We start from the raw sequence: 24,223 nt of genomic DNA, 5'->3' as shown, positions 1-24,223 counted from the left end.
TACTGGTCTCTGGTTCGCATCGCTGGTCACCCTTCATCCGGCGTCAGGAAAAAGGTACACACCGAAAGCCCTTGTGGACAGGAGGCAAACGGGCTGAAACTGTCCGTGAGTGGGTTGTCACCGCGCTACAGCGCAAGAGCTTGGGGGAAAAATGGTCACATCGGGGGAACGATCTGGACAAGGCCTGATTTTTGGTGTTGCCGACTGGGCGCTGTGGCGGCGACCGCCACGCTGGATCGCGCTCACCCTGACCGCCATCACCGCGGCGGTCACGTGGGCGGTCGCCGCGGCTTTCACGACTCCGGCCACTCCTGACCAGTTCGGCATGTTCGGCCTGCTGCTGGGGCTGGCCGTCGCGCAGAACGAGATCAGCCGCCGCATCGAGCGTGCCCGGCGCAGCCTGAACGAAACCTCCCACGTCAACATGACGTCGGTCTGGCTCATCCCGGCCGGCCTGCTGCTGCCCGCGCAGCTGGTCGCCCTGCTCAGCGTGTCGCTGTACGTCAACATGGCGCTGCGCAGCTGGTCGGGCACCCGCCCCGGGCAGCCCCACCGCGTCGCGGCCAACGCCACGACCGCCAGCCTGTCGGCGTGCACCGCCGGGCTCGCGGTGCTCGTCTCACCGCAGATCAGCGTGCCGACCGTGTGCCTCGCGGTGGCCATCTACTTCGTCGTCAACGCCCTCCTCACCAGCCTCGGCCTCTACCTGGCCAACCAGGCGAACGCCACGGTGGAGGGGTGCCTGGGGAACATGGACGACAACCTGCTGGAGCTGGCCACCCTGTGCGTCGGCGGGCTGCTGGTGATGGTGCTGACCGACGAGCCGCTGCTGTCGGTGCTGGTCATCCTGCCGCTGTACGTGCTGCAGCGGTCCATGCTCATCAAGCGGCTCGAGGAGCTCGCGACCACCGACCAGAAGACCCAGCTGCTCAACGCCACGACCTGGCAGGACGGAGCACAACGGGAGATCTCGCGCGCCGAGCGGGAAGCCGGCACCTTCGGCGCCATGATGATCGACCTCGACCACTTCAAGCGGATCAACGACACCTACGGGCACCTCGCGGGGGACGACGTGCTCAAGGCGGTCGCCGCCGTGGTCAAGCAGGAGACGCGCGCCCACGACCTGGTCGGCCGGTTCGGCGGCGAGGAGTTCGTCGCCCTGCTGCCCGCGACCTCCAAGGAGGACGCCATCGTCACGGCGGAGCGGATCCGGCAGCGGGTCAGCGAGCTGGTCATCAGCACGAAGACCAACGAAGGCGCGGCTGTCGACATCGAACGCCAGACCGCGTCGATCGGCGTCGCCTCCTACCCGCTCGACGGGTCGTCGATCGAGGAAGTGATGGCCTCGGCCGACGCGGCCGTCTACGCCGCCAAGCACGGCGGCCGCAACCGGGTGGTCGGGTCCGCGGCGCTGATGGCCGCGGCTTAGCGCCTCACCGCAGCCGGTCGATGACGTCGCTCGCCTTCGTCTGGAGGCGGGCGACGCCGCCGACCGTGAATTCGGTGAGCAGGTCGATCAGGGCTTCCTGGTCCGGCGGCTCGCCGTCCCAAGTCGCCTGCACCAGTGACTCCGTCATCGCGAAGAAGAGCGTGACGAGCGCGCGGTCGGCGCGGCCCGAATCGATGCCGTGCGCGGCCCACCGCTTGCGGGCGGCGTCGGCGTAGACGACCGCCAGTCTCTCCCTCAACCGGGTGAGAGCGGGGTCGCCCGCGCGCTCCGCCGCCCGGAGTACGCCGTAGGCCTCGGGGCTGTCGGCGACGAACGTGACCATGTTGGCGTAGTTGGCCCGCGCCCAGGCCCGGAGACCGGGCTGGAGGTCGGTCACGGCCGGGCTCGCGATGGCGGCGAAGGCCTGCTCCTCGGTTTCGGCCACGACCTCGGCGAACAGCGTCGCGCGGTCGCCGAACTGCTCGTAGACCGCCTGGCGCGAGACGCCGGCTTCGCGGGCGATCTGCTCGATCGTCGCGCCCTGCATCCCGTGCTGCGCGACGACCTTCGCGGTCGCGTGCAGCACGCGGGCGCGCTGCTCCCCGACCGGGAGCTTGCGCGGACGTCCGCGCGGCGCCGGGCTTGACATGGTGACCCACCTCACCTGATTCTTTTTCCGACACCTCTGTCTGAAAAGGTGTTCCCCGCGCACTAGTCCTGCTCAACGAGGAGCAAGCATGCGTATCTTCTCTCGCCGCGCCCTCTCCGCGGCGGTCGCCACGGTTTCGGTACTGGCCCTGGTGGCTCCCGGCGCCTCCGCGGCGTCCTTCTACGACCCCCCGTCACCGCTCCCGGCCGGGAGCAACGGCGACGTCATCCGGCACGAGGCGTCGACGTTCTACATCGACCCGGTCCAGCTGATCAAGGCCGACGCGGACGTGCAGCGGATCATGTACCGCAGCACCGACACGCACGGCTCGCCGATCGCCGTCACCGGCACGGTGCTGACCCCGCGCTCGGCCTGGCACGGCACCGGCGTGCGGCCGATCGTCTCCTACGCCGTCGGCACGCAGGGCGAAGGCGACGACTGCGCGCCGTCGAAAGCGCTTGCCGCGGGCTTCGAGTACGAGGGCCCGTTCATCGCCGGGCTCCTGGCGCGGGGCTACGGCGTCGTCGTGACCGACTACGAAGGACTCGGCACGCCGGGAGACCACACGTACGTCAACCGCGCGTCGGAGGGCCACGCCGTGCTCGACGCGATCCGCGCGGCGCAGCGGCTGCCGGAGGCGGGTCTGCCGCCCGACGGCCCGGTCGCGATCGCGGGCTACTCCCAGGGCGGTGGCGCGTCGGCCGCCGCGGCGGAGCTGCAGCCGAGCTACGCGCCGGAGTTGAACCTGAAGGGCGCGTACGCCGGCGCGGTGCCGGCCGACCTGGCGTCGGTGGCGAAGAACCTCGACGGCCACTACGCGGTCGGCTTCCTCGGGTTCGCGCTGGTGAGCATGAACTACGCGTACCCGGAGCTGAACATCCCGGCCCTGCTCAACGCACGGGGCAAGCAGCTGTTCGAGCAGGTCCGGACCGAGTGCACGGTGGAGGCGATCGCCGCGCACGCGTTCACGCAGTCGTCGACGCTGACCACCGACGGCCGCTCGCTCGTCGCGTACCTCGGTGAGGAGCCGTACGCGTCCCGGGTGGCCGAGCAGAAGATCGGGACGCTCAAGCCGACGGCGCCGGTGCTGATCGTCCACAGCGCACTCGACGACATCGTGCCCTACGCGCAGGACCGCGACCTGGGCCGGACGTGGTGCGGCAAGGGCGTGAAGGTGCAGTTCAGCACGTCCCTGGTGCCCACGCACGTGCTCACCGCCGTGCGCGCGTACCCGGAGGCGTTCGCCTGGATCGAAGGCCGCTTCGCCGGCCTCCCGGCAGTCAGCAACTGCGGCCTCTTCTGAGGGTCTGCCGCGGCTTGTCGTGAGTGTTCAGGGCGGGTTAGATCCGCCCTGAACACTCGCGACGCCGGGTTTCACTTCAGGCCGGTGGCTTCCGCGGCGGCGGGGTCGGAGTCGGCGAGGAACGTGCGGCAGCGGTCGTACTCCTCGGTTTCGCCGATCTTCCCGGCGGCCTTGCCCAGGACGGCGAGGGCGCGCAGGAACCCCCGGTTCGGGCGGTGCGCCCACGGCACCGGGCCGAAGCCCTTCCAGCCGGCGCGGCGCAGCTGGTCGAGACCCCGGTGGTAGCCGGTGCGGGCGTACGCGTAGGCGGCGACGGTCTCGCCCGCGTCCAGGGCCTTCTCGGCCAGCGTGGCCCACGCCTCGCTGTAGTCGGGGTGTTCGGCGGCGACGGTCGCCGGGTCGCTCCCGGCGTCGAGCGCGGCCTGGGCGGCGGTGTGCTCGGGCAGCAGCGTCGGCTCGGGGCCGAGCAGGTTGTGCGTCATGGCGCCCATTCTGCCTTCAGAGGAACAGGGCCCCGAGCACACCGCCGCCGGCCAGCACCAGCGCGCCGATCAGGACAGCGGCCACAAGTCGTTTCGGCATCATGGCGGCACACCATGCCAAGCCGCGCACGGTGAAGGCAAATCGTCCACCCTTAGGGGTGACACCCCATTTTCGCGTCCTTTGCCACTGTCTTGGCCCGCTCGTGACCATGACCGGCCATGATGTCCGGCATGGCCAAGGCAGTCGACGTCCCGGCGGACGTGATCCCGCGCAGCCCGATCGGCAAGACGCGGCTGTTCTTCTCGCGGCACTGGCACCGCGGCGCCCCCGGGCAGCCGACGCCGGAGTGGGTCCTGCGGTTCTGCTACGGGATGTGGCTGGCGGCATTCGCGTTCAAGCTGCTCGGCTCGTCGTGGGACATGTCGTGGCACTTCATGTGGCTGCGCGACGACCTGGCGCCGCCGCACCTGATCAACACCGTCGGCACGGTGATCATCGTCGTGCTGGTGGCGATCCACAGCTACACGGGCCTGGGCTGCGACCGGACGTCGCTGCGGCTGATGCAGGTCGGTCTGCTGACGTTCCTGGTCGCGGCGCCGCTGGACGTCATCAACCACCGCGTCAACGGCCTCGACCTGACCGCGTGGAGCCCGTCCCACATGATGCTCTACCTGGGCACGGGCATCATGCAGGCGGGCGTGCTGCTGGGCTGGGTCCGGCTGTCGCCCCCGGGGCGCTTCCGGACGGGCGTGCTGCTGGCGCTGTGGGCGTTCTTCCTCGAGAACACGTTCTTCCCGAACGGCCAGCAGGAGTACGGCATCCTGGGCCTGCGCGCCTGGGAGCGCGGCGCCCCGGAGGCCGAGCCGTCGCTGCTGACCTTCGCGGCCAACCAGATCGGCCACCCGGTCGACCGCGCGGCGATCCTGCACTTCACGATGCCGATCCCGGAGTGGGTGTACCCGCTGTGGGGCATCGGGGTTTCGGCGCTGATCCTGGCCCTGGCCCGGCACACGCTGGGCCGCCGCTGGTCGGCTTCCCTGGTGGCCCTGGCTTATGTCGCTTATCGGTCCGTGATGTGGCCCCTGCTGCTCGGGCTGGGCTTCCCGGTGTCGACGGTGCCGTTCTACCTGCTGCTCGTCGGGCTGGCGGTGGACTTGGCGTTCACGATGGGCACGGGGGTGCTGCAGGCGGGCGCGGGAGCCTTGCTGGTGACGGCGTTCGGCTACGGCGGGCTGTGGCTGCAGGCGCAGTTCCGGCCGTGGGTACTCGGCGACGCGCACACGGAGTCGGCCCCGCCCGTGGCGTACTGGACGGCCTTGGTGGTGCTGGCCGGGGTGTTCGTGCTGTGGGCGGCGGCCGGTCCGGCTACGCGCCGGTGGTCCGCGAGGCGGGTAACCGCGTAGCACGACGCGCTACACTCGACTCGTGAAGGTGATCAGCCAGCGGGAGTTCCGCAACAACTCGGCCGCGGTCATGGACGCGGTCGAAGCGGGCGAGACGTTCCACGTCGCTCGCAACGGCGTGGAGATCGCCGAGCTGCGCCCGGTGCCGCGCCTGCCGCGGTTCACCGCGGAAGAGCTGGTCGAACGGCACAAGCGGCTGCCCAAGGTGGACGCGGGGGCGCTGCGACGGGAAGCCGACGAGCTGTTCGGCGAGGACCGGATCGGCGACGACGACAACCCGTGGGAACGCGAGCGTGGCTGAGCGGCACGCAGCCGGGGTGCTCGACACCTGCACCTACATCGACCTCGACACCCTGGACCCGAAGGCGCTCCCGGAATTTCCGGAGATCACCGCGGTCACGATGGCGGAACTCCACCAGGGCGTCGTCACGACGGCGGACCCCGCGGTGCGTGCGGTGCGCAACGAGCACCTGGGCGCGGCGATCGTCGAGTTCACCCCGTTGCCCTTCGACGGAGAAGCCGCGGCGCGATACGGAACCCTGGTCGCCTTGACGATCGCCGCGGGCCGCTCGCCCCGGCCACGACGGCTGGACCTGATGATCGCCGCGATCGCCTCGGTGCGGAATCTTCCCCTCTACACACGCAATGCCCGCGACTTCAAGGGCTTGGAGTCCCTGCTGGAAGTCGTCGAGGTCTGAACCGGGCCTCGACGAGGCGACACGTCCCGCACACGACGAAGGGCCGCCACGGAACACCGTGGCGGCCCTTCGTGGTGTCCTACTTGACCTTCGTGCCCGCCGAGCCGAGGGCCTGGCAGGCCTCGACCACGCGCTGGGCCATGCCGGCCTCCGCGGCCTTCAGGTACGACCGGGGGTCGTAGACCTTCTTGTTGCCGACCTCGCCGTCGATCTTCAGGACGCCGTCGTAGTTCTTGAAGAAGTGGTCGACGATCGGGCGGGTGAACGCGTACTGCGTGTCCGTGTCGACGTTCATCTTCACCACGCCGTACGACACCGCCTCGCGGATCTCCTCCGGGAGCGAGCCCGAGCCGCCGTGGAAGACCAGCTCGAACGGCTTCGAGCCCGCGGGCAGGCCCAGCTTCTTCGCCGCCGCCTCCTGGCCGCCCTTCAGGACGTCCGGGCGCAGCTTCACGTTGCCCGGCTTGTACACGCCGTGGACGTTGCCGAAGGTCGCCGCCAGCAGGTAGCGGCCCTTCTCGCCCGCGCCCAGCGCGTCGATCGTCTTCAGGAAGTCGCCTTCGGCGGTGTAGAGCTTCTCGTTGATGTCGTGCGCGACGCCGTCTTCCTCGCCGCCGACGACGCCGATCTCGACCTCGAGGATGATGTGCGCGGCCGCGGCCTTGGCGAGCAGCTCCTGCGCGATCTCGAGGTTTTCGTCGAGGTCGATCGCCGACCCGTCCCACATGTGGGACTGGAACAGCGGGTTCTGGCCGTTCTTGACGCGCTCGGTCGAGATCTCCAGCAGCGGGCGGACGAAGCCGTCCAGCTTGTCCTTCGGGCAGTGGTCGGTGTGCAGCGCGACGTTGACGTCGTACTTCGCGGCCACGACCTGGGCGAACTCCGCGAGCGCGGTCGCGCCGGTCACCATGTCCTTGACCTTCTGGCCGGACGCGAACTCCGCACCACCGGTGGAGAACTGGATGATCCCGTCGCTCTCCGCCTCGGCGAACCCGCGGATGGCGGCGTTCACGGTCTCGGACGAGGTCACGTTGATGGCCGGGTACGCGAACTCGTTCGCCTTGGCCCGGTCGAGCATCTCCGCGTAGACCTCGGGGGTCGCGATGGGCATCGGTATTCCTCCTTGGCAGGGATGGGTCCCGACCGCATCGTACGAGGTGTACCGCCGTCGCACACCGGTCCCCGCACGGAAACTTCTCCGCACGTCGAATCGGTTCAGAAGGGGACGTCCGGCCGCCGGGCGAGCCGGCGGCCGGACGGGGATCACAGCAGCTCGGCGGCCAGCGCCCGGTAGCCGGGCCACGGGTCCTCGTTCAGGACCTGGACGACGACCTGGTCCGCGCCCGCGTCGAGGTGGGCCGACAGCCCGCGCGCGACCGTTGCCGCGTCGCCGTGCAACGCCAGCGCGTCGATCAGGCGGTCGCTGCCCTCGCCCTCCAGGTCGGCGTCGGTGAAGCCGAGTTTCCGCAGGTTGGCGACGTAGTTCGACAGCCCGAGGTAGTACTTGACCGTGGTGCGGCCGATCGCCCGCGCCTCGGCGGCGTCCGTCGACAGGACCACCTTGTGCTCCGGGGCCAGCAGCTTGCCCGCGCCGAGGATCCCGCGGGTGTCGCGCGTGTGCTCCGGGGTCGTCAGGTACGGGTGCGCGCCGGCCGTGCGCTCGCCCGACAACGCCACCACCTTCGGCCCGAGCGCCGCCAACGCCCGCCCGCCGACGGGGACGCCCGCCTTGTCCAGCCCGTCGAGGTAGTCGACCAGGGCCGCGTACGGCTTCTTGTACTCCTTTGTCGCTTCGCGGTGGCCCGCGCCGACGCCGAGCAGGAAGCGGTCCGGGTACTTGCCCGCGATCCGCTCGTACACCTTCGCGATCGACGCCGGGTCGTCCTGCCAGATGTTCACGATGCCGGTCGCGATGACCAGCGAGTCCGTCGCCGCGAGCAGGTCGTCGACGGAGTCGAGGTCGCCGGCGCCGGGCGAACCGCCCAGCCAGATCGCGCCGTAGCCGAGCTTCTCCGCTTCCGTCGCGAACTTCGCGTCGACGTTCGCGTGGTACCGCCAGATTCCGAGCTTGCCCAGTTCGATAGCCATGGAACACTCCAACGCGTGAGACGGCGATTTTCCTCCCGGTACCGACAAACTAACGTCGATGGCATGACCAAGCTGGGCAACACCGATCTCGACGTCTACGGCCTCAACCTCGGCGGCAACGTCTTCGGCTGGACGGCCGACGAGCCGCAGTCCTTCGCCGTGCTGGACGCCTACACCGCGGCCGGCGGCAACTTCGTCGACACCGCCGACCTCTACGGCGGTGGTGGCGGCTCCGAAGAGATCCTCGGCAACTGGCTGGCCGCGCGCGGCAACCGCGACGACGTCGTGGTCGCGACCAAGGTCGGCATGTGGGACGGCCGGCCGGGGCTGTCCGCGAAGAACATCCAGGCCGCGGCGGAGGACTCGCTGCGCCGCCTCAAGACCGACCACATCGACCTCTACTACGCCCACCGCGACGACCCGGGCACCCCGCTCGAGGAAACGCTCCAAGCGTTCGACGCGCTGGTCCGCGCGGGCAAGGTGCGCCACCTCGGCGCGTCCAACTACAGCGCCGAACGGCTCGCCGAAGCCCTGTCCGTTTCGGACCGGAACGGGCTCGCTCGGTTCGCCGTGCTGCAGCCGCACTACAACCTCGTCGAGCGCGACTACGAGCGTGACCTCGCCCCGCTCGTCGCACGCGAGGGTCTCGCCACCCTGCCGTACTTCGCGCTGGCCAAGGGCTTTCTCACCGGGAAGTACCGCACGAAGGGCGCCGGGAGCGACAGCCCGCGCGCCACCCGGGCGGAGTCCTATTTGGACGGCGACGGCGAGCGCGTGCTCGCGGCGCTGGACGAGGTGGCGGAGGCGCGCGGCGCGTCCGTCGCCACGGTGGCGCTCGCCTGGCTGCGGCAGCAGCCGACCGTCGCGGCCCCGATCGCCAGCGCCCGCACGCCCGAGCAGCTCACCGACCTGATCGCGTCGGTGACCCTCGACCTGACTCCGGAAGAACTAGCGGCGCTTTCCCGTGAAAGTGACCCTACTGTCGGGTAGCTTACTGCGGGTAAGGTGGGGTACGGTGCCCTCAAGTGACATCTAGGAGGGCACCGTGGCCAACCCGTTTTCGCTGCTGAGCGGCACCAAGAAGGTCGACGGCAAGGTCGTGCTGATCACCGGCGCCGCCCGCGGCATCGGCGCCGGGCTGGCCGAACGCCTGGCCGCGCGCGGCGCGAAGGTCGCCCTCGTCGGACTCGAAGCCGAAGAGCAGCAGAAGGTCGCTGACCGGATCGGGCCCGACGCGAAAGCCTGGGAAGCCGACGTCACCAGCTGGGACGCCCTCAATGACGCAGTGACCGGCGTGGTCGAGCACTTCGGCGGCATCGACATCGTGATCGCCAACGCCGGCATCGCGACCGCGGGCTTCGTCCGCTCGGTCGACCGGGCCGCGTTCGAGAAGGTCATCGAAGTCGACCTGCTCGGCGTCTGGCGCACGTTCCGCGTCACGCTCCCGCACGTCATCGAGCGCAAGGGCTACCTGCTGGCCATCTCCAGCCTCGCCGCGATCACGCACGCGCCGGGCATGGCGAACTACGCCGCCGCGAAGGCGGGCGTCGAAGCGTTCTCCAACAGCCTCCGCGCCGAGGTCGCCCACCTGGGCGTCAAGGTCGGCGTCGCGCACCCGACGTGGATCCGCACCGACCTCGTCGAGAGCGCCGACGCGCACCCGGTGTTCGGCAAGCTCCGCGCGTCGATGCCGGGCCTGATCGGCAAGACCTACCCGCTCGACGTCGCCCTCGACGACCTCGAAGCGGGCATCCTCAAGCGCGCCCGGACCATCCACGTGCCGCGCTGGGTCGGCGGGCTGAAGCTCCTCCGCGCGTTCTTGCCGCCGATCATCGAGATCGGGTCGCGCAGCCGGGTACCTTCGGCGGACAGGGCCGCGCTGGCCGACATCGAGGCCCGCGGCGCGTTCGAGTCGGCGGTCACCGGCCACGGCGGCCGGGCCGCCACCAAGGGGTGAGCATGTCCCGTCGCGACCAGATCCGGATGACCGAGGACGAAGTGCGCGCGTACTTCGCCGAGCAGAAGGTCATCAACGTCGCCAGCGTCGGCCCGAACGGCCGGCCGCACCTCGCGCCGCTCTGGTACTTCCCGCACGAAGACGGCGTCGCGACCTGGACGTACGGCACGTCGCAGAAGGCGAAGAACCTCCGGCGGCTGCCCGAGGCGACCGTGCTCATCGAGGACGGCGACAGCTACGAAAAGCTGCGCGGCGTCTCCCTCGAGGCCGACGTCCAGCTCGTCGAGGACACGGCGGAAGTCACCCGGATGGGGATCACGCTCATGCAGCGCTACGCCGGCGCCAAGCCCGGCGACCCGGTTCCCGATGAGCTGAGTGCCTTCATCGCAGGTCAGGCCCCGAAACGCATCGGGCTGATCTTCCACCCGACGAAGATCGTCAGCTGGGACCACACCAAGCTCGGTGGGACGTACTAACCAGTAGGGAGTACTTCCAAGTAACTGTTACCTGAGGTAACGTCATCTGGGCAGCCAACTCGACGCAGCGGAGGCCGACAGATGACCGAGCGGTTCAAGGTCGTGATCGTGGGCACCGGGTTCTCCGGGCTCGGCCAGGCGATCCAGCTCGAAAAGGCCGGCATCCGGGACTACGTGATCCTGGAGAAGGCCGGCGAGGTGGGCGGCACCTGGCGCGACAACTCGTACCCCGGGTGCGCGTGCGACGTGCAGTCGCACATGTACTCGTTCTCCTACGAGCAGAACCCGGACTGGTCGCGGTCGTTCTCGCCGCAGCCGGAGATCTTCGAGTACCTCAAGGGCGTCGCGGACAAGTACCGGCTGCGCGAGAAGATCCGGTTCGGCGTCGAGCTCACCGGCGCCCACTGGGACGAAGGCGAGCGCCGCTGGACGGCGACGACGAAGGACGGCCGCGAGTTCGTCGCGCAGTTCCTCGTCTCCGGCGTCGGGGGCCTGCACATCCCGCAGGTCCCCGAACTGCCCGGGATCGCGAAGTTCAAGGGCCAGACCTGGCACTCCGCGCAGTGGAACCACGAGTATGACCTGCGCGGCAAGAAGATCGCCGTGGTCGGCACCGGCGCCAGCGCGATCCAGTTCGTCCCGAAGATCGCCCCCGACGTCGCCGAGCTGACGCTCTTCCAGCGGACGCCGCCGTGGATCATGCCGAAACCCGACCACGCGATGCCGTCGTGGGCGCAGCAGCTGTTCAAGCGCGTGCCCGGCACCCAGCGGCTCTACCGCAACGCGCTGTACTGGTTCCTCGAGGTCCGCGCCGTCGGCTTCAACGGCCACCCGGCGATCATGAAGGCCGGTGAGCTGATCGCGAAGCGGCACATCGCCAAGGGCGTCAAGGATCCCGTGCTGCGCAAGAAGGTCACGCCGGACTACACGATGGGCTGCAAGCGCGTCCTGATCTCCAACGACTACTACCCGGCGCTGAACCGGCCGAACGTCGACGTGAACACGTCCGGCATCAAGGAGGTCAAGGCGCACTCGATCGTCGACGCGGCGGGCGCCGAGCACGAGGTCGACGCGATCGTCTACGGCACCGGCTTCAAGGTGACCGACGCGCTGGAGTACCTCGACATCACCGGCGTCGACGGCCGTGACCTGGCCAAGGAGTGGGCCGCCGAGGGCATGCGGACGCACAAGGGCATCACCGTGTCCGGCTTCCCGAACCTGTTCTTCCTGCTCGGGCCGAACACCGCGCTGGGCCACAACTCCGTGGTGTTCATGATCGAGTCGCAGGCGAAGTACGTCGTCGACGCGATCAAGCTCGCCGACTCCCGCGACGCGGCCGCGCTCGACGTCCGGCCCGGCGTGCAGGACAGGTTCCAGCAGGAGATCCAGGACAAGCTCGTCAAGGGCGTCTGGACGCAGGGCGGCTGCAAGAGCTGGTACCTCGACGCGAAGGGCGTCAACCGGACGATCTGGCCCGGCTTCACCTGGCGCTACTGGCTCGAGACGCGCAAGGTCGACCCGGCCGACTACGAGCTGTCCGGGCGCTCGTCATGACTTCCCCGGACGAGCAGATCGTCCTGCACGCGCGGGACGTGAAGTTCGACTGGGCGGCGCTGCCGATGCACTGGATCCCCGGCGAGCCGCAGGCCACGCACACCATCAACGTGCTGCACCTGGCGCTGCCGGAGGGCGAGCGCTGGTTCGTCGAGGTGTTCAAGCAGGCGGTGCCGCTGATCCGGGACGACCGGCTCAAGGAGGACGTCCTCGGCTTCATCGGGCAGGAGGCGGTGCACGCCGAGGCGCACGACGGTGCCGCGGCGCACCTCGAAGCCGCCGGCGTGCCGGTGCGGCCGTTCGTCGCGCAGATGGAGTGGCTGTTCCGGAAGCTGCTCGGCGACCGCGACCTGACCGGGCGGGCCGCGGAGGAGTGGCTGGTCGAACGGCTCGGCATCATCGCCGCGATCGAGCACTACACGGCGTTCCTCGGCCAGTGGGTGCTCGACGCGCCGCTGGAGGACGCCGGCGCCGACCCGGTGATGCTCGACCTGCTGCGCTGGCACGGCGCCGAAGAGGTCGAGCACCGGTCGGTCGCGTTCGACCTGTTCGTGCACCTCGACGGCCGGTACACGCGCCGGGTGCGCAGCATGGCGGCCGTGACGCCGGTGCTGGCGTGGGTCTTCGCCCGCGGCACGCGCTACCTGGTGCGCAACGACCCGACCCGCCCGGGCCGCGCGTCCCTGCGCGGGTACCGCCGGGCGGCGAAGCGGGGGCTGCTGCCGACCGGACGTCAGCTGCTGCGCGAAATCCGGCCGTACTTCCGGAAGTCCTACCACCCGGCGGAGACCGGGAACACCGAACAGGCCGTGGCCTACCTGGCGAGCTCACCCGCCGCCCGGGCGGCGGGATGACGCTCGGCCGGCCCGCCCGGCTGGACGGCAGCGGCCGGACCGACCACCTGATGTCCACTTTGGTCGGTGTCGTGGGCGTTTACCGCCGGCTGTCGCGCTTCAGCGGGAAACGCCGTCCGCCGGTGCGGGCGGTGGACCGGAACCTGCCGCTGGTGGTCGAATCCGTCGAACCCGAGGCCGAGGGCGTGGTCGGCCTGCGCCTCGCGAACGGGTCGGCGTTGCCGGGCTGGCGGCCGGGCGCGCACCTCGACCTCGTGCTGCCGTCCGGGCTGGTGCGGCAGTATTCGCTGTGCGGCGACCCGTCCGAAACGGACCATTACCGCATCGCGGTGCGGAAGGTCGGCGTCGCGTCGGCCGAGGTCCACGCCCTCACGGCGGGCACGCGGGTCACCGTGCGCGGGCCGCGGACGGCGTTCCCCTTCGTCGGCCCGGGACCGTTCTGGTTCATCGCGGGTGGCATCGGGATCACCCCGATCCTGCCGATGGTCCACCGCGCGGAGGCCATCGGCGCGGACTGGCGGCTGGTCTACGCCGGCCGCAGCCGCGCGTCGATGCCGTTCCTGGACGAACTGCCGGACGACGACCGCGTCCGGATCCGCCCGGACACCGAGTACGGCATCCCGGCGTCGGGCGCCGAACTGCTCGACGGCCTGCCGGAGGGCGCCTCGGTGTACTGCTGCGGCCCGGCGCCGATGATCAGCGGTGTCCGCGTCGACCTGGCGCTGACCTCGGGCGCGGTGCACTTCGAGCGGTTCGCACCGCCGCCGATCGTCGCAGGCGAGCCGTTCCGGCTGACTTTGCGCAGGTCGGGTCGGGTGCTCGAGGTTCCGGGCGACCGGACCGCCCTCGACGTCCTCCGCGAAGCGCGGCCGGGTACGGCGTACTCGTGCCGCCAGGGCTTCTGCGGGACGTGCGCGGTGCCGACGGCCGGCGGCGGGTCCATGCGGATCTGCGTCGACCGCGGCACCACGGTGCTCGACCTATGACCCCTCGGGGACCCAGGCGCCGATCACCGGCTTGAACTCGCGGACGCTCCGCTCGGCGATGACGCCCTCCAGGAAGTACGGGTCCCGGTCGATCGTCTCCTTGAGGTGCGCTTCGTCGTCGGCCTGGTAGAGCGTGAGGCCGCCGGTGCCGTCGCCGAGCGGCCCGGCGACCGCGACCCGGCCCTCCTCGGCCAGCTTGCCCAGGAACTCGCGGTGGCGCGGCCGCACCTCCTGGAGCTTCTCCTGGACGTAGGTGATTTCGACGAGGTACCAGGCCATGCGGATCTCCGTGCTCGGACGGGCGGGACGCGACCGACGCTACCCTGTGTCCCAGCATCCGAACTCTGGCGACGCGGGGCCAACCCGATAGGCTAGGCGTGCGTCAGTACCTGTGTGAGCGCTGTGAATACCGTGAACCTGCTGACGCGGCACACCGTGCAAACCGGGGTCGAGAACAGGCAGGGGTTCATGCTCGAGGGCAATGCGGAACGCAGTGTCGAGGCGACCCTCGGCCACCTGCGGGTCATGGACGGTCCGGCACCGGCTCAGACAGCCGCGCCGCTGACCCTCGAAGACCTCTACCGCCAGCACCGCATGCGGCTGGTCCGGCTGGCGATCCTGCTGGTCGACGAGCCCGCGACCGCGGAAGACGTCGTCCAGGAGGCCTTCACCGGCCTGCATCGCAACTGGGGCCGCCTGCGCGACGCCGCCGCCGCGGTCGGCTACCTGCGCACCGCCGTGGTCAACGGGTCGCGCAGCGTGCTGCGCCGCCGCAAGACCGCGCGGGAGTACGTGCCGCCGCACGCGGTCAACGCGCGGTCCGCCGAGAGCCTCGCGATGCTGTCCAGCGAGCACCAGGCCGTGGTCAGCGCGCTGTCCAAGCTGCCGCCCCGCCAGCGCGAAGTGCTGGTGCTGCGTTACTACGGTGGGCTGAGCGAGGCCGAAATCTCTGAGGCCGCAGGCATTTCCAAGGGTACCGTTAAATCGACCGCCAGCCGGGCTCTCGAGGCACTCCAGAAGGCCATGCAGGCCCCACAGTGACCCGGGTGGACCATTCCGATCACTGAGTCGTATCACCATGCTTGGTCCAGACCAATATATGCTGGGGGGCGTGAGAGGCGCCGGAGATTTCGTGATCATGGGCGGCCGGGTCGCAACCCCGGACCGTCTACTCGACGACGGCTGGGTGGCCGTCACCGACGGGCGGATCGCCGGCGTGGGTTCCGGGACCCCGCCGTCGGGCGAGTACGTGGACGTCGGCGGGGCACTGGTCGTGCCCGGGTTCATCGACACCCACTGCCACGGCGGGGGAGGTGCTTCGTTCACCTCCCTCGATCCCGAAGAGCTCCTGACGGCGGTGCGAGCGCACCGCCGTCACGGCACCACGACCATGCTCGCCAGCCTGGTGTCCGACCCGGTGGACATCCTGCGTGAGCAGGTCGCGGCGCTGCGTGAACTCGTCCAGGACGGCGAGGTCGCGGGCATCCACCTGGAGGGGCCGTTCATCTCGAAGGCCCGCTGCGGGGCGCACGACCCGGAGACGCTGCTCGAGCCGGACACCGGCACGGTCGACAAGCTCCTGAGGGCCGGCCAGGGCGCGATCCGGATGGTCACCATCGCCCCCGAGCTGCACGGCGGCGTCAAGGCCGTCCGGCAGCTCGCCGAATCGGGCGTCATCGCCGCCATCGGGCACACCGACGGCGTCGAGGAGCAGCTGCTGCCCGCCATCGACGCGGGCGCGACGGTCGCGACCCACCTGTTCAACGGCATGCGGCCGCTGCACCACCGCGAGCCGGGCCCGGTCGGGGCGCTGCTGGACGACGAGCGCATCACGATCGAGCTCATCTGCGACCTGGTGCACCTGCACCCGACGGTCGTGCGGCTGGCCGCGAAGCACGCGGGCCGCAACCGCACGGTGCTCATCACGGACGCGATGTCGGCCACCGACGCGGCGGACGGCCGCTACACGCTGGGCCGGCTCGAGGTCGACGTCCACGACGGCGTCGCGACCCTCGCCGACAACGGCTCGCTGGCCGGCAGCACCCTGACGATGGACACCGCCTTCCGCAATCTCATCCGGGGTGCGAAACTCGGCATCCTCGACGCGGTGCACGCGACGTCGCAACGACCCGCCGAGCTGCTCGGCATCGCCGGCCACACCGGCATGCTGTGCCAGGGCTACGCGGCCGACATCGTGGTCCTCGACCAGGACCTGCGGCCCGCGAAGGTGCTGCGCCGGGGTGAATGGGTCGCCGAGGTGGGAACGGCTACCTTGAGCACCTAGGTCTGAGCACGAGGAGACGGGCGGAGATGAGCGAGCCGAAGGACCCCGAGCAACTGCTGGCGGACGCCCTTCGCGCGCAAGCGGTCTTCGCCCCTTCGGCGTCGCCTGCGTCGGCTCGCGAGCCCGAGCAGGCCACTGACGCCGTCCCGACCAGCGCGATCAACGAGCTGCCGTCGGCGTACGGGCTGCTGTCCGGCGCGAGCGCGGACTCGCTGGAGCGCGAGCGGGCGGCACTGGACCCGGTCGCCGAGGCGCCGACGGCGTACACCCCGCCGCCGCCACCGAGGCCGTCGGCGCAGCTGCCCGCGTACTGGATCCTGCTGCTGGCGGTCCTGCTGGGCCTGGCCGCGGGGTCCGTGGTGGGCCTGCTCACGCTGGTCTGAACGGGTCTCAGCAGCGACTCAGGGTGACCCTGTACCGTTTTCCAGGTGATTCTCGCCCAGAGCACGGTCAACACGATGTCGCTGCTGCCGTCATGGCTGGACCCGCAGCACCTGCTGAGCGGCCTGACGACGCCGGTCCTCGCGGTGCTGTGCCTGATCATCTTCATCGAGAGCAGCGTCTTCCCGGTGCTGCCCGGTGACTCCTTGCTGTTCACCGCGGGCCTGTTCATCGCGAACGGCACGCTCGACGCACCGTTGTGGCTGGTCTGCGTCCTGGTGACGGTCGCGGCGCTGCTCGGCAACGTCGTCGGCTATTACATCGGCTACTTCGCCGGGCCGAAGCTGTTCAACCGGCCGGACTCGAAGTTCTTCAAGCGCGAGTACGTCGACAAGACCCACGAGTTCCTGGAGAAGCACGGCCCCAAGGCGGTCGTGCTGGCCCGGTTCGTCCCGTTCGTGCGGACGTTCATCACGTGGATCGCGGGCATCGGCCGCATGGACCCTAAGCGCTACTTCACGTACACCATCATCGGCGGCATCCTCTGGGCCGCGGGCATCACGGTGCTCGGCTCGCTGCTGGGGAACATCTCGTTCATCCGGAACAACGTCGACGCGATCTTCGTGCTGATCGTGCTGGTGTCGGTGGTCCCGATCGGCCTGGAGTACCTGAAGTCCCGCCGCGAGAAGAAGACGGCGGCGAACGCCGACCCGGACGTCACGCAGCGGATCCCGCGCATCAAGGACTGAGGGCGGCCCCCGGGCCGTCGACCGGCGGACCGGTCCGTGCGGACGCGCCACGACTAGGTCATCGAGAACATCGAGCCCGGGTTGAACAGGTTCTCCGGGTCGAGGGCCTGCTTGATCTGCCGGTGCACGCGCATGCCCACCGGCCCGATCTCGCGCTCCAGCCACTCGCGCTTGATCTTGCCGACGCCGTGCTCGCCGGTCACCGTGCCGCCGAGGGACAGGCCCACCTCGAGGATCTCGTCGAACGCGCGGCGGGCGCGGGCGAACTCGTCCGGGTCGTCCGGCTGGTAGACGATCGTCGGGTGCATGTTGCCGTCGCCGGCGTGGCCCACCACCGCGATGCGCAGGCCGACCTCTTCGCTGATCTTCTCGCACCCGTGGATCAGCTCCGCGATGCGCGTGCGGGGGACGCACACGTCGTCGGTCAGCCAGACGCCGTACGTCTCCAGGGCCGTCAGCACCACGCGGCGGGCCTGCAGGAGCATCCGGCCCTCTTCGAGGTCTTCGGTCGTGTACGCGAGGTCCGCGCCGCAGTCGACGCAGATCTGCTCCAGCGCCGCCAGCTCGCGGCGGGCGACCTCGCCACCCGCGTCCGACTGGCCGAGCAGCAGCGCCTTGCAGTCCGAGCCCGCACCGAGGTCCGTCTTCAGGTACGCCTCGGACGCCTTGATCGAGGACGCGTCCATGATCTCCAGCAGCGACGGCACGAGTCCTTCGCGGACCACGCGGGCCACGGCTTCCCCGGCCGCTTCGGTGGTCGTGAAGCCCGCGACGAGCGTCGCCGGGGCCTGGGGCAGCGGCTTGAGCTGCACCGTCGCCTGCGTGATGACGCCGAGCGTGCCCTCGCTGCCGACGAACAGCCGGGCGAGGTCGTAGCCGGCGACCCCCTTCACCGTGCGGCGGCCGGTCTTGAGCAGCGACCCGTCGGCCAGGACGACCTCCAGGCCGAGCACCGAGTCGGTGGTGACGCCGTACTTCACGCAGCACAGGCCGCCGGCGTTGGTCGACAGGTTGCCGCCGATCGTGCACCAGTCGTAGCTCGACGGGTCCGGCGGGTAGAACAGGCCTTCCTTCTCGGCGGCGTTTCGGAAGTCCAGGTTGACGACGCCGGGCTGCACCACGGCGAGCCGGTTCCCGGCGTCGATCTCGACGATCTCGTTCAGCTTGGTCAGCGACAGCGTGACGCAGCCGTCGATGGCGTTCGCGGCGCCGGAGAGCCCGCTGCCCGCGCCGCGCGGCACGATCGGCACCTTGGCCTCGGCACACGCCTTGACGACGGCCTGCACCTCCTCGACGTTCGCCGGCAGCACGACGGCGAGGGGCTTGCCGGCCGGCGCCAGCGGCATCATGTCGCGCGCGTAGGACGCCGTGACGTCGGAGTCGGTGAGCACGGCGCTCTTGCCGAGGAGGTCGCGCAGCCGGGTGACCAAAGCTTCGTTGCCCATGGCCTCATCGTAAGCCCGGATAGTCCGCACTGCGGAACTTCTATTTCAAAACGGCCCTACCGGACCAAGCCCAGCAGCTTGTCGACGTGCACCCGCAGCAGCACCCGCTGGTCGCTGACCATCGCGTCGCGGTACTCGTCCCAGTCGGGGTGTTCGCCCGCGGCCCGGCGATAGTAGTCGACGAGCGCTTCCACCGTCGCGTCGTCCTGCGAGGCCGCCGGGGCCGTCAGCTCGGCGCGGCCCTCGGCGACGACGTAGCTCCAGCCGTCTTCGCTGCCCACGTGGTACGTCACCCGCGGGTCGCGGCGCATGTTCTTCGTCTTCGCCCGGGTTTCGGTGATCGACGCGGTGATCGTGTTGGTCGCGGGGTCGTAGAGGTGCGTGATGGTGGACAGCTGGGGCCGGCCGTCGCGGCGGATCGTGGCCAGGACGCCGTGGCGCTGCGTGGCGATGAAGTCCTTCAGAGCTGTGTCGTCGGTCATACCCGGTTCAACCCGCGGTGGCCGTCTTTGTTCCGCCCTCCACCGGGTATCCGCGTCACCCATAAGTGCTGATCAGCACGGCAGAGGACGACAAAAGGGACGAACGAGGGCGCGGAAATCTGCTTGCATCGGACAACTAAAGTGTGTTGTGACACATCGGGTGGTCCACGGCTTGCACAACGGTCCGTGAAGGCACATTCTTGCCGTAGGCAACTAGTTGCAGCCGCCAACCAACGCCTCGCCCGCGTGAAGGACTCAGCAATGGCACCGAACAGCTCCGCCACCCGGCCCACGGCCGAACTGGACCTCGCCGACCAGCTCGGGCACGAGCTCGTCCGTCTGGTCCGCCTGATCAACAAGGCGAAGTCCCAGGTGTCCAAGCAGGGGCCGGACGGGATCGAGCGGGCGGCCTACGCGATCCTCTTCACCCTCATCCACGAGGGCCCGCAGCGCACCAGCCGGCTCGCCGAGTCGCTCCACTCCGAGATCTCCACGATCAGCAGGCAGTCGAGCTCGCTCGTCCAGCACGGCCTGGTCGAGCGCCAGGCCGACCCGGAGGACGGGCGGGCCTGCCTGCTCGCGCCGACGGCCGAGGGCATGCGGGTGTTCGAAGAGAACCGCAAGCAGCGCAACCAGTGGCTGGCCGAAGTGCTCGGGGACTGGACCGAAGGGGAGATCCAGACCCTCAACCGGCTCTTCGGCCGGCTCAACACAGGTATCGAAAACCACTCTCCACAGCTGGCCGACGCGCACCCGTCCGCCAGTGCACCGGCCAAGGGGGCCAACGCATGAGTTCCACCACCGAAGCACCCGCTCTGCCCGAGGTGGGGCAACCACCCCGGCTGAGCCACCGCCAGATCGTCACGATCCTGAGCGGCCTGATGTGCGGCATGTTCCTCGCCGCGCTGGACCAGACGATCGTCGGTACGTCGATCGTCAAGATCGCCAACGACCTGCACGGCTTCGACCTGCAGGCGTGGGCGACCACGGCGTACCTGATCACCTCGACGATCGTCACGCCGATCTACGGCAAGCTCTCCGACATCTACGGCCGCAAGCCGTTCTACCTCGCCGCGATCACGATCTTCGTGGTCGGTTCGCTGGCTTCGGCCTTCTCGCAGTCGATGTACGAGCTGGCCGCGTTCCGCGCGGTGCAGGGCCTCGGCGCCGGCGGCCTGATGTCGCTGGCCATGACGATCCTCGGCGACATCGTGCCGCCGCGGGAGCGGGCCAAGTACCAGGGCTACATCCTGGCCGTGTTCGGCCTGTCCACGGTCCTCGGCCCGGTGCTGGGCGGCTTCTTCGCCGGCATCGAGCACGCCGGCAGCATCTTCGGCTACGACATCCACGGCTGGCGCTGGGTCTTCCTGATCAACGTCCCGATCGGCATCATCGCGCTGTTCGTCGTCGCGCGGGTGCTGAACGTGCCGCACGAGCGCCACGACCACAAGATCGACTGGTGGGGCGCGCTCGCCCTCGTCGTCGCGGTCGTGCCGTTCCTGATCGTCGCCGAGCAGGGCCAGAAGTGGGGCTGGGGCGACCAGAAGGCCATCCTCTGCTACGTCGTCGGCGGCGTCGGCATCATCGCCTTCATCGCGATCGAGCGGTGGATGAAGGAAGCCGCGCTCATCCCGCTGCGGCTGTTCAAGAACTCGACGTTCACCGTGGCGATCATCGGCGGTGTCATCGTCGGTGTCGCGATGTTCGGCGCGATCACGATGATCCCGCAGTTCATGCAGGTCGTGCAGGGCTACACGCCGACCGAGTCCGGGTTGCTGATGCTGCCGCTGATGGCGGGCATCATGACCAGCTCGATCGTCTCCGGCCGGCTCACCGGGAAGACCGGGCGCTACAAGATCTTCCCGATCATCGGCACCATCCTGATCGCCGCCGGCGCGTTCTTCTTCGCGCAGGTCAAGTACGACTCGCCGCTGTGGCACCCGCTGGTCGCGGCCGCCATCATCGGCCTCGGCCTCGGCCAGTGCATGCAGACGCTGATCATCGCGGTGCAGAACGCGGGCCCGCGCAGCGACATGGGCGTCTCGACCGCGTCGGCGACGTTCTTCCGCCAGATCGGTGGTACCGCCGGTGTCGCGATCTTCCTGACGATCCTCTTCAACACCCTGCTGCCCAACATCACCAAGGCGTTCGGCGGCAAGCTGCCGGCCGGCGCGGGCGGCGGGATCGGCGACCTGTCGAGCAACACCAGCACCATCCAGAGCCTGCCCGAGGCGATCAAGACCCCGGTGCTGGTCGGCTTCACCGAGTCGATCACGACGGTGTTCTACGTCGCGGGCGCGGTGGCCCTGCTGGCCACGATCGTGCTGCTGTTCATGAAGGAGATCCCGCTGACCAACGCGGCCCCGGCCGCGGCGGCCATGGAGGGCGGCGAGGCGCTGCTCGAGGCGGAGGACCACGCGGACGAGCCGACCGAGATCGTCGAGCCGGTCAAGCCGGCCGACCGCGAGCCGGCCCTGGTCGGCGGCGGGAAGCACGCGCTGAGCACGAACGGCCACGGTGACTACCAGGCCGTGTCGGGTGCGCTGCCGATCACGAACTCCGTCGCGGACTCCGGGCTCGACGTCCCGGTCGGCGCGGGTGGCGTGCCGGTGACCGGGCACGTCCGCCGCCAGGACGGCAGCCACGTGCCGGGTGCCGCGCTGACCCTGATCGACCAGCGCGGCCGCCAGGTCGCGCGGGCCACCGGGGCGGGCGACGGCAGCTACTCGGTGCCCAGCCAGGGCCCGGGCGCGTACGTCCTGATCGTGTCGGCCCACGGCCACCAGCCGCAGGCCTCCAGCGTCGTGATCAGCAACGGCCCGGCGACGGTCGACGTCACGCTCACCGGCTCCGGCGAGCTGACCGGCACCGTGCGGGCGGCCGCGACCGGCTCCCCGCTGGCGAACGTGACGGTCACCCTGACCGACGGCCGGGGCGAGGTGAACGGCGCGTTCATCACGACCGCGGACGGCACCTACGCCTTCGTCGGGGTCGGCGCCGGGGCGTACACCCTGGTCGCGAGCGGCCCGGGCCACCGGCCCGTCGCGGTGACGCTGACCGTGCCGGACAGCGGCGTGCTGCGCCACGACGTCGAGCTCGCGAGCTCGGTGCTGCTGACCGGCACCGCGCGGACCGAGGGCGACCGGGTGGTGCCGGACGCGCGGATCACCGTGCTCGACGCCGAAGGCAACGTCGCGGCCGTCGCCCGGACCGACGCCGAAGGCCGGTACGTCATCAGCGACCTGCCCGCGGGCGCCTTCACGGTGGTCGCGAGCGGTTACCCGCCGGCGACCAGCCAGGTGGAGCTGACCGGCGGCGAAGCGGGCCACGACGTCAAGCTGAGCTACGACCAGACCCTCGACGAGCTGGTCGACCGGTCATGACCGGGCTGCGCGCGACCTTCCGCACGGCCGAGGGCTGGGCGGTGGAGCACGCGGTGCTCACCGTCACCGACCCTGCCGGGCGGCAGGTCGCCCGGCAGGCGGCCGACGTCCGCGGGGAGGTCGTCACCGACGCCCTCCCGGCGGGCACCTACACCGCCGTCGTCACGGCGGCCGGGTACACCCCGGTCGCCAAGATGACGCAGGTCGCCTCGGACGGTTCCGGTTCGCTCGGCGACGTCGTGCTGGCCCCGGTCGCCGAGGCGATCGACCTGCCGCCCGCCGGGCCGTGGGTGATCGACCCGATGCATTCGTCGGTCGTCGCGACCGCGCGGCACCTGGGCATCGCGAGCATCAAGGCGCGGTTCCCGGACGTGTCCGGCCGGATCGAGATCGGCCGCCCGGCGGAACGCTCGTCGGTGCACGCCGAGATCAAGGCGGCGACCATCGACACCGGCATCAGGATGCGGGACGACCACCTGCGCTCGGCGGACTTCCTCGACGTCGACGTGCACCCGGTGATCACGTTCACCAGCACCGGGCTGCACCAGCGCGGCGCGGACTCGTGGACGCTGGCGGGCGAGCTGACGCTGCACGGCGAGCGCCGCGAGATCGAGCTGGAGCTGACGTACGGCGGCTGGGGCCCGGACCCGTGGGGCGGCGTGCGCGCGGCGTTCCACGCCGAGACGACGCTGCACCGGAACGACTTCGCGATCAACTACAGCGCGATGGTCCGCGCCGGCGTCGCGGCGGTCGGCACGACCGTGAAGGTCGAGCTCGACATCGAAGCGGTCCAAGGCGAATCGCTGCCGCAGTTCTGAGCCGTCTCTTCGGGAAGGCCCTCTCACCGCAGGTGAGGGGGCCTTCACCGTTGGTGAGAGAAGAATCTTCCGGAGAGCTCGTTTTGACCGTTCGCCGCGGAGCGTTCACCTGGGCCACGTAGGCTCCCCGTGTGAACGTCGTGAGCATGGAGGCCGCGGGCGTCGGCGTGAGCTGGCTGGACACCGCCGGCCCGCTGCTCGTCTGGGTGATCGTGCTGAGCTTCGTGCTGGTCGAGTGCGCGCTGATCATCGGGCTGTTCCTGCCCGGTGATTCGCTGCTGTTCGGCGCCGGCGTGGTGCTGGCCCAGCACGGCTCGGACCTGAACGCGTGGCTGCTGTCGGGCGCCGCGCTGGTCGTCGCCGTGCTCGGCAACCAGATCGGGTACTACATCGGCCGGGGCAGCGGCACCAAGCTCATCGCGCGCCGCGACGGCAAGGTGCTGAACCGGCACAACCTCGAGCGCGCGCAGCGGTTCCTGGACCGCAAGGGCTTCTTCGCGATCGTGGCGGCCCGCTGGATCCCGTGGATCCGCACGCTGGCGCCGCTGATCGCCGGCGCCGCCCGGATGGACCCGCGCCGCTTCATGGCCGCGACCGCCCTCGGCGGCGTGCTCTGGGTGCCGACGCTGGTGCTGCTCGGCTACTACGGTGCGGGCCTGCTGGACGTGCTCCCGTGGCTGAAGACGGCGGCCCTGTGGGTCAGCATCGCGTTCTTCGTCTTCGGCACGGGCTACGGCGTGGTGCGCTACCGCCAGGAAATGCGGCGCCCGGTCGACGAGCGCGACGACGCGCGGGCCTGAG

General features: G+C 70.2%; 26 protein-coding genes. 19 read left to right on the top strand and 7 right to left on the bottom strand.

What is annotated here, in order from left to right:
• The first annotated feature begins 325 nt into the window (after positions 1-325).
• Positions 326-1,429 carry a GGDEF domain-containing protein gene (locus ACYVLJ_RS10825; protein WP_451971932.1) on the top strand — a complete coding sequence of 368 codons (1,104 nt, stop codon included), beginning with the start codon at positions 326-328 and terminating at the stop codon, positions 1,427-1,429.
• 4 nt (positions 1,430-1,433) lie between these two features.
• On the opposite strand, the gene ACYVLJ_RS10820 is transcribed toward ACYVLJ_RS10825, so the two are convergent.
• Complete coding sequence (locus tag ACYVLJ_RS10820; protein WP_451969923.1) at positions 1,434-2,078, bottom strand: TetR/AcrR family transcriptional regulator; 645 nt, start codon at positions 2,076-2,078, stop codon at positions 1,434-1,436.
• A gap of 88 nt (positions 2,079-2,166) precedes the next feature.
• Here ACYVLJ_RS10820 and ACYVLJ_RS10815 point away from each other — a divergent pair, with 88 nt between their 5' ends.
• Complete coding sequence (locus ACYVLJ_RS10815) at positions 2,167-3,381, top strand: alpha/beta hydrolase family protein (RefSeq protein WP_460438491.1); 1,215 nt, start codon at positions 2,167-2,169, stop codon at positions 3,379-3,381.
• Between the two features lie 71 nt (positions 3,382-3,452).
• On the opposite strand, the gene ACYVLJ_RS10810 is transcribed toward ACYVLJ_RS10815, so the two are convergent.
• A complete protein-coding gene (locus ACYVLJ_RS10810; RefSeq protein ID WP_460438490.1) occupies positions 3,453-3,863 on the bottom strand; it encodes a DUF3151 domain-containing protein in 411 nt (136 codons plus the stop codon).
• Between the two features lie 231 nt (positions 3,864-4,094).
• On the opposite strand from ACYVLJ_RS10810, the gene ACYVLJ_RS10805 reads away from it, so the two are divergent.
• The 3 genes from ACYVLJ_RS10805 to ACYVLJ_RS10795 are packed head-to-tail and all read left to right on the top strand — an operon-like array spanning position 4,095 to position 5,965.
• Entirely contained in the window at positions 4,095-5,267 is a 1,173-nt protein-coding gene (locus ACYVLJ_RS10805) for a hypothetical protein (protein WP_460438489.1), read from the top strand.
• A 22-nt stretch (positions 5,268-5,289) separates the two neighbouring features.
• Positions 5,290-5,568 (top strand): type II toxin-antitoxin system Phd/YefM family antitoxin, encoded by a 279-nt coding sequence (locus ACYVLJ_RS10800; protein WP_460438488.1) that lies wholly within the window; start codon positions 5,290-5,292, stop codon positions 5,566-5,568.
• The gene (locus tag ACYVLJ_RS10795) at positions 5,561-5,965 is read left to right on the top strand and encodes a type II toxin-antitoxin system VapC family toxin (protein WP_451969930.1); all 405 of its coding nucleotides are present in this window, start codon (positions 5,561-5,563) and stop codon (positions 5,963-5,965) included. Before ACYVLJ_RS10800 ends, ACYVLJ_RS10795 begins: the two co-directional genes overlap by 8 nt.
• Positions 5,966-6,044: 79 nt before the next feature.
• Here the strand turns inward: ACYVLJ_RS10795 and fbaA are convergent, their stop codons facing one another.
• Complete coding sequence (fbaA, locus tag ACYVLJ_RS10790) at positions 6,045-7,076, bottom strand: class II fructose-bisphosphate aldolase (RefSeq protein WP_451969932.1); 1,032 nt, start codon at positions 7,074-7,076, stop codon at positions 6,045-6,047.
• Between the two features lie 152 nt (positions 7,077-7,228).
• Positions 7,229-8,053, bottom strand: coding sequence for an LLM class F420-dependent oxidoreductase (locus ACYVLJ_RS10785; RefSeq protein ID WP_451969933.1), 825 nt, complete (start codon positions 8,051-8,053; stop codon positions 7,229-7,231).
• 63 nt (positions 8,054-8,116) lie between these two features.
• Here ACYVLJ_RS10785 and ACYVLJ_RS10780 point away from each other — a divergent pair, with 63 nt between their 5' ends.
• The 6 genes from ACYVLJ_RS10780 (at position 8,117) to ACYVLJ_RS10755 (ending at position 13,880) form a co-directional block, all read left to right on the top strand.
• On the top strand, positions 8,117-9,043 hold the full coding sequence (locus ACYVLJ_RS10780; RefSeq protein ID WP_460438487.1) for an aldo/keto reductase: 927 nt from the start codon (positions 8,117-8,119) through the stop codon (positions 9,041-9,043).
• A 55-nt stretch (positions 9,044-9,098) separates the two neighbouring features.
• Positions 9,099-10,010 (top strand): SDR family oxidoreductase, encoded by a 912-nt coding sequence (locus ACYVLJ_RS10775; protein WP_460438486.1) that lies wholly within the window; start codon positions 9,099-9,101, stop codon positions 10,008-10,010.
• A 2-nt stretch (positions 10,011-10,012) separates the two neighbouring features.
• Complete coding sequence (locus ACYVLJ_RS10770) at positions 10,013-10,486, top strand: pyridoxamine 5'-phosphate oxidase family protein (protein ID WP_451969938.1); 474 nt, start codon at positions 10,013-10,015, stop codon at positions 10,484-10,486.
• A gap of 81 nt (positions 10,487-10,567) precedes the next feature.
• Positions 10,568-12,040: a flavin-containing monooxygenase gene (locus ACYVLJ_RS10765; RefSeq protein ID WP_460438485.1), complete on the top strand. Its 1,473-nt coding sequence runs from the start codon at positions 10,568-10,570 to the stop codon at positions 12,038-12,040.
• Entirely contained in the window at positions 12,037-12,894 is an 858-nt protein-coding gene (locus ACYVLJ_RS10760) for a metal-dependent hydrolase (protein ID WP_451969941.1), read from the top strand. Before ACYVLJ_RS10765 ends, ACYVLJ_RS10760 begins: the two co-directional genes overlap by 4 nt.
• Complete coding sequence (locus ACYVLJ_RS10755) at positions 12,891-13,880, top strand: PDR/VanB family oxidoreductase (RefSeq protein WP_460438484.1); 990 nt, start codon at positions 12,891-12,893, stop codon at positions 13,878-13,880. Before ACYVLJ_RS10760 ends, ACYVLJ_RS10755 begins: the two co-directional genes overlap by 4 nt.
• Here the strand turns inward: ACYVLJ_RS10755 and ACYVLJ_RS10750 are convergent.
• Entirely contained in the window at positions 13,875-14,159 is a 285-nt protein-coding gene (locus ACYVLJ_RS10750; protein WP_451969945.1) for a YciI family protein, read from the bottom strand. The genes ACYVLJ_RS10755 and ACYVLJ_RS10750 overlap by 6 nt on opposite strands.
• A gap of 189 nt (positions 14,160-14,348) precedes the next feature.
• Here ACYVLJ_RS10750 and ACYVLJ_RS10745 point away from each other — a divergent pair, with 189 nt between their 5' ends.
• The 4 genes from ACYVLJ_RS10745 (at position 14,349) to ACYVLJ_RS10730 (ending at position 17,294) form a co-directional block, all read left to right on the top strand.
• On the top strand, positions 14,349-14,921 hold the full coding sequence (locus tag ACYVLJ_RS10745) for an RNA polymerase sigma factor (RefSeq protein ID WP_163046624.1): 573 nt from the start codon (positions 14,349-14,351) through the stop codon (positions 14,919-14,921).
• A gap of 91 nt (positions 14,922-15,012) precedes the next feature.
• Entirely contained in the window at positions 15,013-16,164 is a 1,152-nt protein-coding gene (gene nagA, locus ACYVLJ_RS10740; protein ID WP_460438636.1) for an N-acetylglucosamine-6-phosphate deacetylase, read from the top strand.
• Between the two features lie 26 nt (positions 16,165-16,190).
• Complete coding sequence (locus tag ACYVLJ_RS10735) at positions 16,191-16,547, top strand: hypothetical protein (protein ID WP_451969946.1); 357 nt, start codon at positions 16,191-16,193, stop codon at positions 16,545-16,547.
• 45 nt (positions 16,548-16,592) lie between these two features.
• Positions 16,593-17,294 (top strand): DedA family protein, encoded by a 702-nt coding sequence (locus tag ACYVLJ_RS10730; protein ID WP_460438483.1) that lies wholly within the window; start codon positions 16,593-16,595, stop codon positions 17,292-17,294.
• Positions 17,295-17,347: 53 nt separating this feature from the next.
• Here the strand turns inward: ACYVLJ_RS10730 and ACYVLJ_RS10725 are convergent, their stop codons facing one another.
• Together ACYVLJ_RS10725 and ACYVLJ_RS10720 are read right to left on the bottom strand one after the other, a co-directional pair.
• The gene (locus ACYVLJ_RS10725; RefSeq protein ID WP_460438482.1) at positions 17,348-18,739 is read right to left on the bottom strand and encodes an FAD-binding oxidoreductase; all 1,392 of its coding nucleotides are present in this window, start codon (positions 18,737-18,739) and stop codon (positions 17,348-17,350) included.
• 56 nt (positions 18,740-18,795) lie between these two features.
• Positions 18,796-19,221, bottom strand: coding sequence for a PPOX class F420-dependent oxidoreductase (locus ACYVLJ_RS10720; protein WP_460438481.1), 426 nt, complete (start codon positions 19,219-19,221; stop codon positions 18,796-18,798).
• Positions 19,222-19,482: 261 nt separating this feature from the next.
• Between ACYVLJ_RS10720 and ACYVLJ_RS10715 the strand changes: the two genes are divergently transcribed.
• From ACYVLJ_RS10715 to ACYVLJ_RS10700, 4 genes are all read left to right on the top strand, one after another.
• The gene (locus ACYVLJ_RS10715) at positions 19,483-20,013 is read left to right on the top strand and encodes a MarR family winged helix-turn-helix transcriptional regulator (protein ID WP_451969954.1); all 531 of its coding nucleotides are present in this window, start codon (positions 19,483-19,485) and stop codon (positions 20,011-20,013) included.
• A complete protein-coding gene (locus ACYVLJ_RS10710) occupies positions 20,010-22,604 on the top strand; it encodes a DHA2 family efflux MFS transporter permease subunit (RefSeq protein ID WP_460438480.1) in 2,595 nt (864 codons plus the stop codon). The genes ACYVLJ_RS10715 and ACYVLJ_RS10710 overlap by 4 nt, the downstream gene beginning before the upstream one ends.
• Positions 22,601-23,422: a YceI family protein gene (locus tag ACYVLJ_RS10705; RefSeq protein ID WP_460438479.1), complete on the top strand. Its 822-nt coding sequence runs from the start codon at positions 22,601-22,603 to the stop codon at positions 23,420-23,422. The genes ACYVLJ_RS10710 and ACYVLJ_RS10705 overlap by 4 nt, the downstream gene beginning before the upstream one ends.
• Before the next feature lie 131 nt (positions 23,423-23,553).
• A complete protein-coding gene (locus ACYVLJ_RS10700; RefSeq protein WP_451969960.1) occupies positions 23,554-24,222 on the top strand; it encodes a DedA family protein in 669 nt (222 codons plus the stop codon).
• Position 24,223 lies beyond the last annotated feature (1 nt).

The sequence above is a fragment of the Amycolatopsis stemonae genome, assembly GCF_054781455.1.
This window is presented reverse-complemented; position numbering and strand designations above follow the sequence as displayed.

Coding starts and splice junctions, on each gene's coding strand:
- ACYVLJ_RS10755 (WP_460438484.1), top strand. CDS start 12,891: ATGACGCTCGGCCGGCCCGCCCGGCTGGACGGCAGCGGCCGGACCGAC.
- ACYVLJ_RS10715 (WP_451969954.1), top strand. CDS start 19,483: ATGGCACCGAACAGCTCCGCCACCCGGCCCACGGCCGAACTGGACCTC.
- ACYVLJ_RS10720 (WP_460438481.1), bottom strand. CDS start 19,221: ATGACCGACGACACAGCTCTGAAGGACTTCATCGCCACGCAGCGCCAC.
- ACYVLJ_RS10820 (WP_451969923.1), bottom strand. CDS start 2,078: ATGTCAAGCCCGGCGCCGCGCGGACGTCCGCGCAAGCTCCCGGTCGGG.
- ACYVLJ_RS10810 (WP_460438490.1), bottom strand. CDS start 3,863: ATGACGCACAACCTGCTCGGCCCCGAGCCGACGCTGCTGCCCGAGCAC.
- ACYVLJ_RS10725 (WP_460438482.1), bottom strand. CDS start 18,739: ATGGGCAACGAAGCTTTGGTCACCCGGCTGCGCGACCTCCTCGGCAAG.
- ACYVLJ_RS10745 (WP_163046624.1), top strand. CDS start 14,349: ATGCTCGAGGGCAATGCGGAACGCAGTGTCGAGGCGACCCTCGGCCAC.
- ACYVLJ_RS10785 (WP_451969933.1), bottom strand. CDS start 8,053: ATGGCTATCGAACTGGGCAAGCTCGGAATCTGGCGGTACCACGCGAAC.
- ACYVLJ_RS10705 (WP_460438479.1), top strand. CDS start 22,601: ATGACCGGGCTGCGCGCGACCTTCCGCACGGCCGAGGGCTGGGCGGTG.
- ACYVLJ_RS10825 (WP_451971932.1), top strand. CDS start 326: ATGTTCGGCCTGCTGCTGGGGCTGGCCGTCGCGCAGAACGAGATCAGC.
- ACYVLJ_RS10815 (WP_460438491.1), top strand. CDS start 2,167: ATGCGTATCTTCTCTCGCCGCGCCCTCTCCGCGGCGGTCGCCACGGTT.
- ACYVLJ_RS10765 (WP_460438485.1), top strand. CDS start 10,568: ATGACCGAGCGGTTCAAGGTCGTGATCGTGGGCACCGGGTTCTCCGGG.
- ACYVLJ_RS10770 (WP_451969938.1), top strand. CDS start 10,013: ATGTCCCGTCGCGACCAGATCCGGATGACCGAGGACGAAGTGCGCGCG.
- ACYVLJ_RS10735 (WP_451969946.1), top strand. CDS start 16,191: ATGAGCGAGCCGAAGGACCCCGAGCAACTGCTGGCGGACGCCCTTCGC.
- ACYVLJ_RS10805 (WP_460438489.1), top strand. CDS start 4,095: ATGGCCAAGGCAGTCGACGTCCCGGCGGACGTGATCCCGCGCAGCCCG.
- ACYVLJ_RS10760 (WP_451969941.1), top strand. CDS start 12,037: ATGACTTCCCCGGACGAGCAGATCGTCCTGCACGCGCGGGACGTGAAG.
- ACYVLJ_RS10750 (WP_451969945.1), bottom strand. CDS start 14,159: ATGGCCTGGTACCTCGTCGAAATCACCTACGTCCAGGAGAAGCTCCAG.
- ACYVLJ_RS10780 (WP_460438487.1), top strand. CDS start 8,117: ATGACCAAGCTGGGCAACACCGATCTCGACGTCTACGGCCTCAACCTC.
- fbaA (WP_451969932.1), bottom strand. CDS start 7,076: ATGCCCATCGCGACCCCCGAGGTCTACGCGGAGATGCTCGACCGGGCC.
- ACYVLJ_RS10710 (WP_460438480.1), top strand. CDS start 20,010: ATGAGTTCCACCACCGAAGCACCCGCTCTGCCCGAGGTGGGGCAACCA.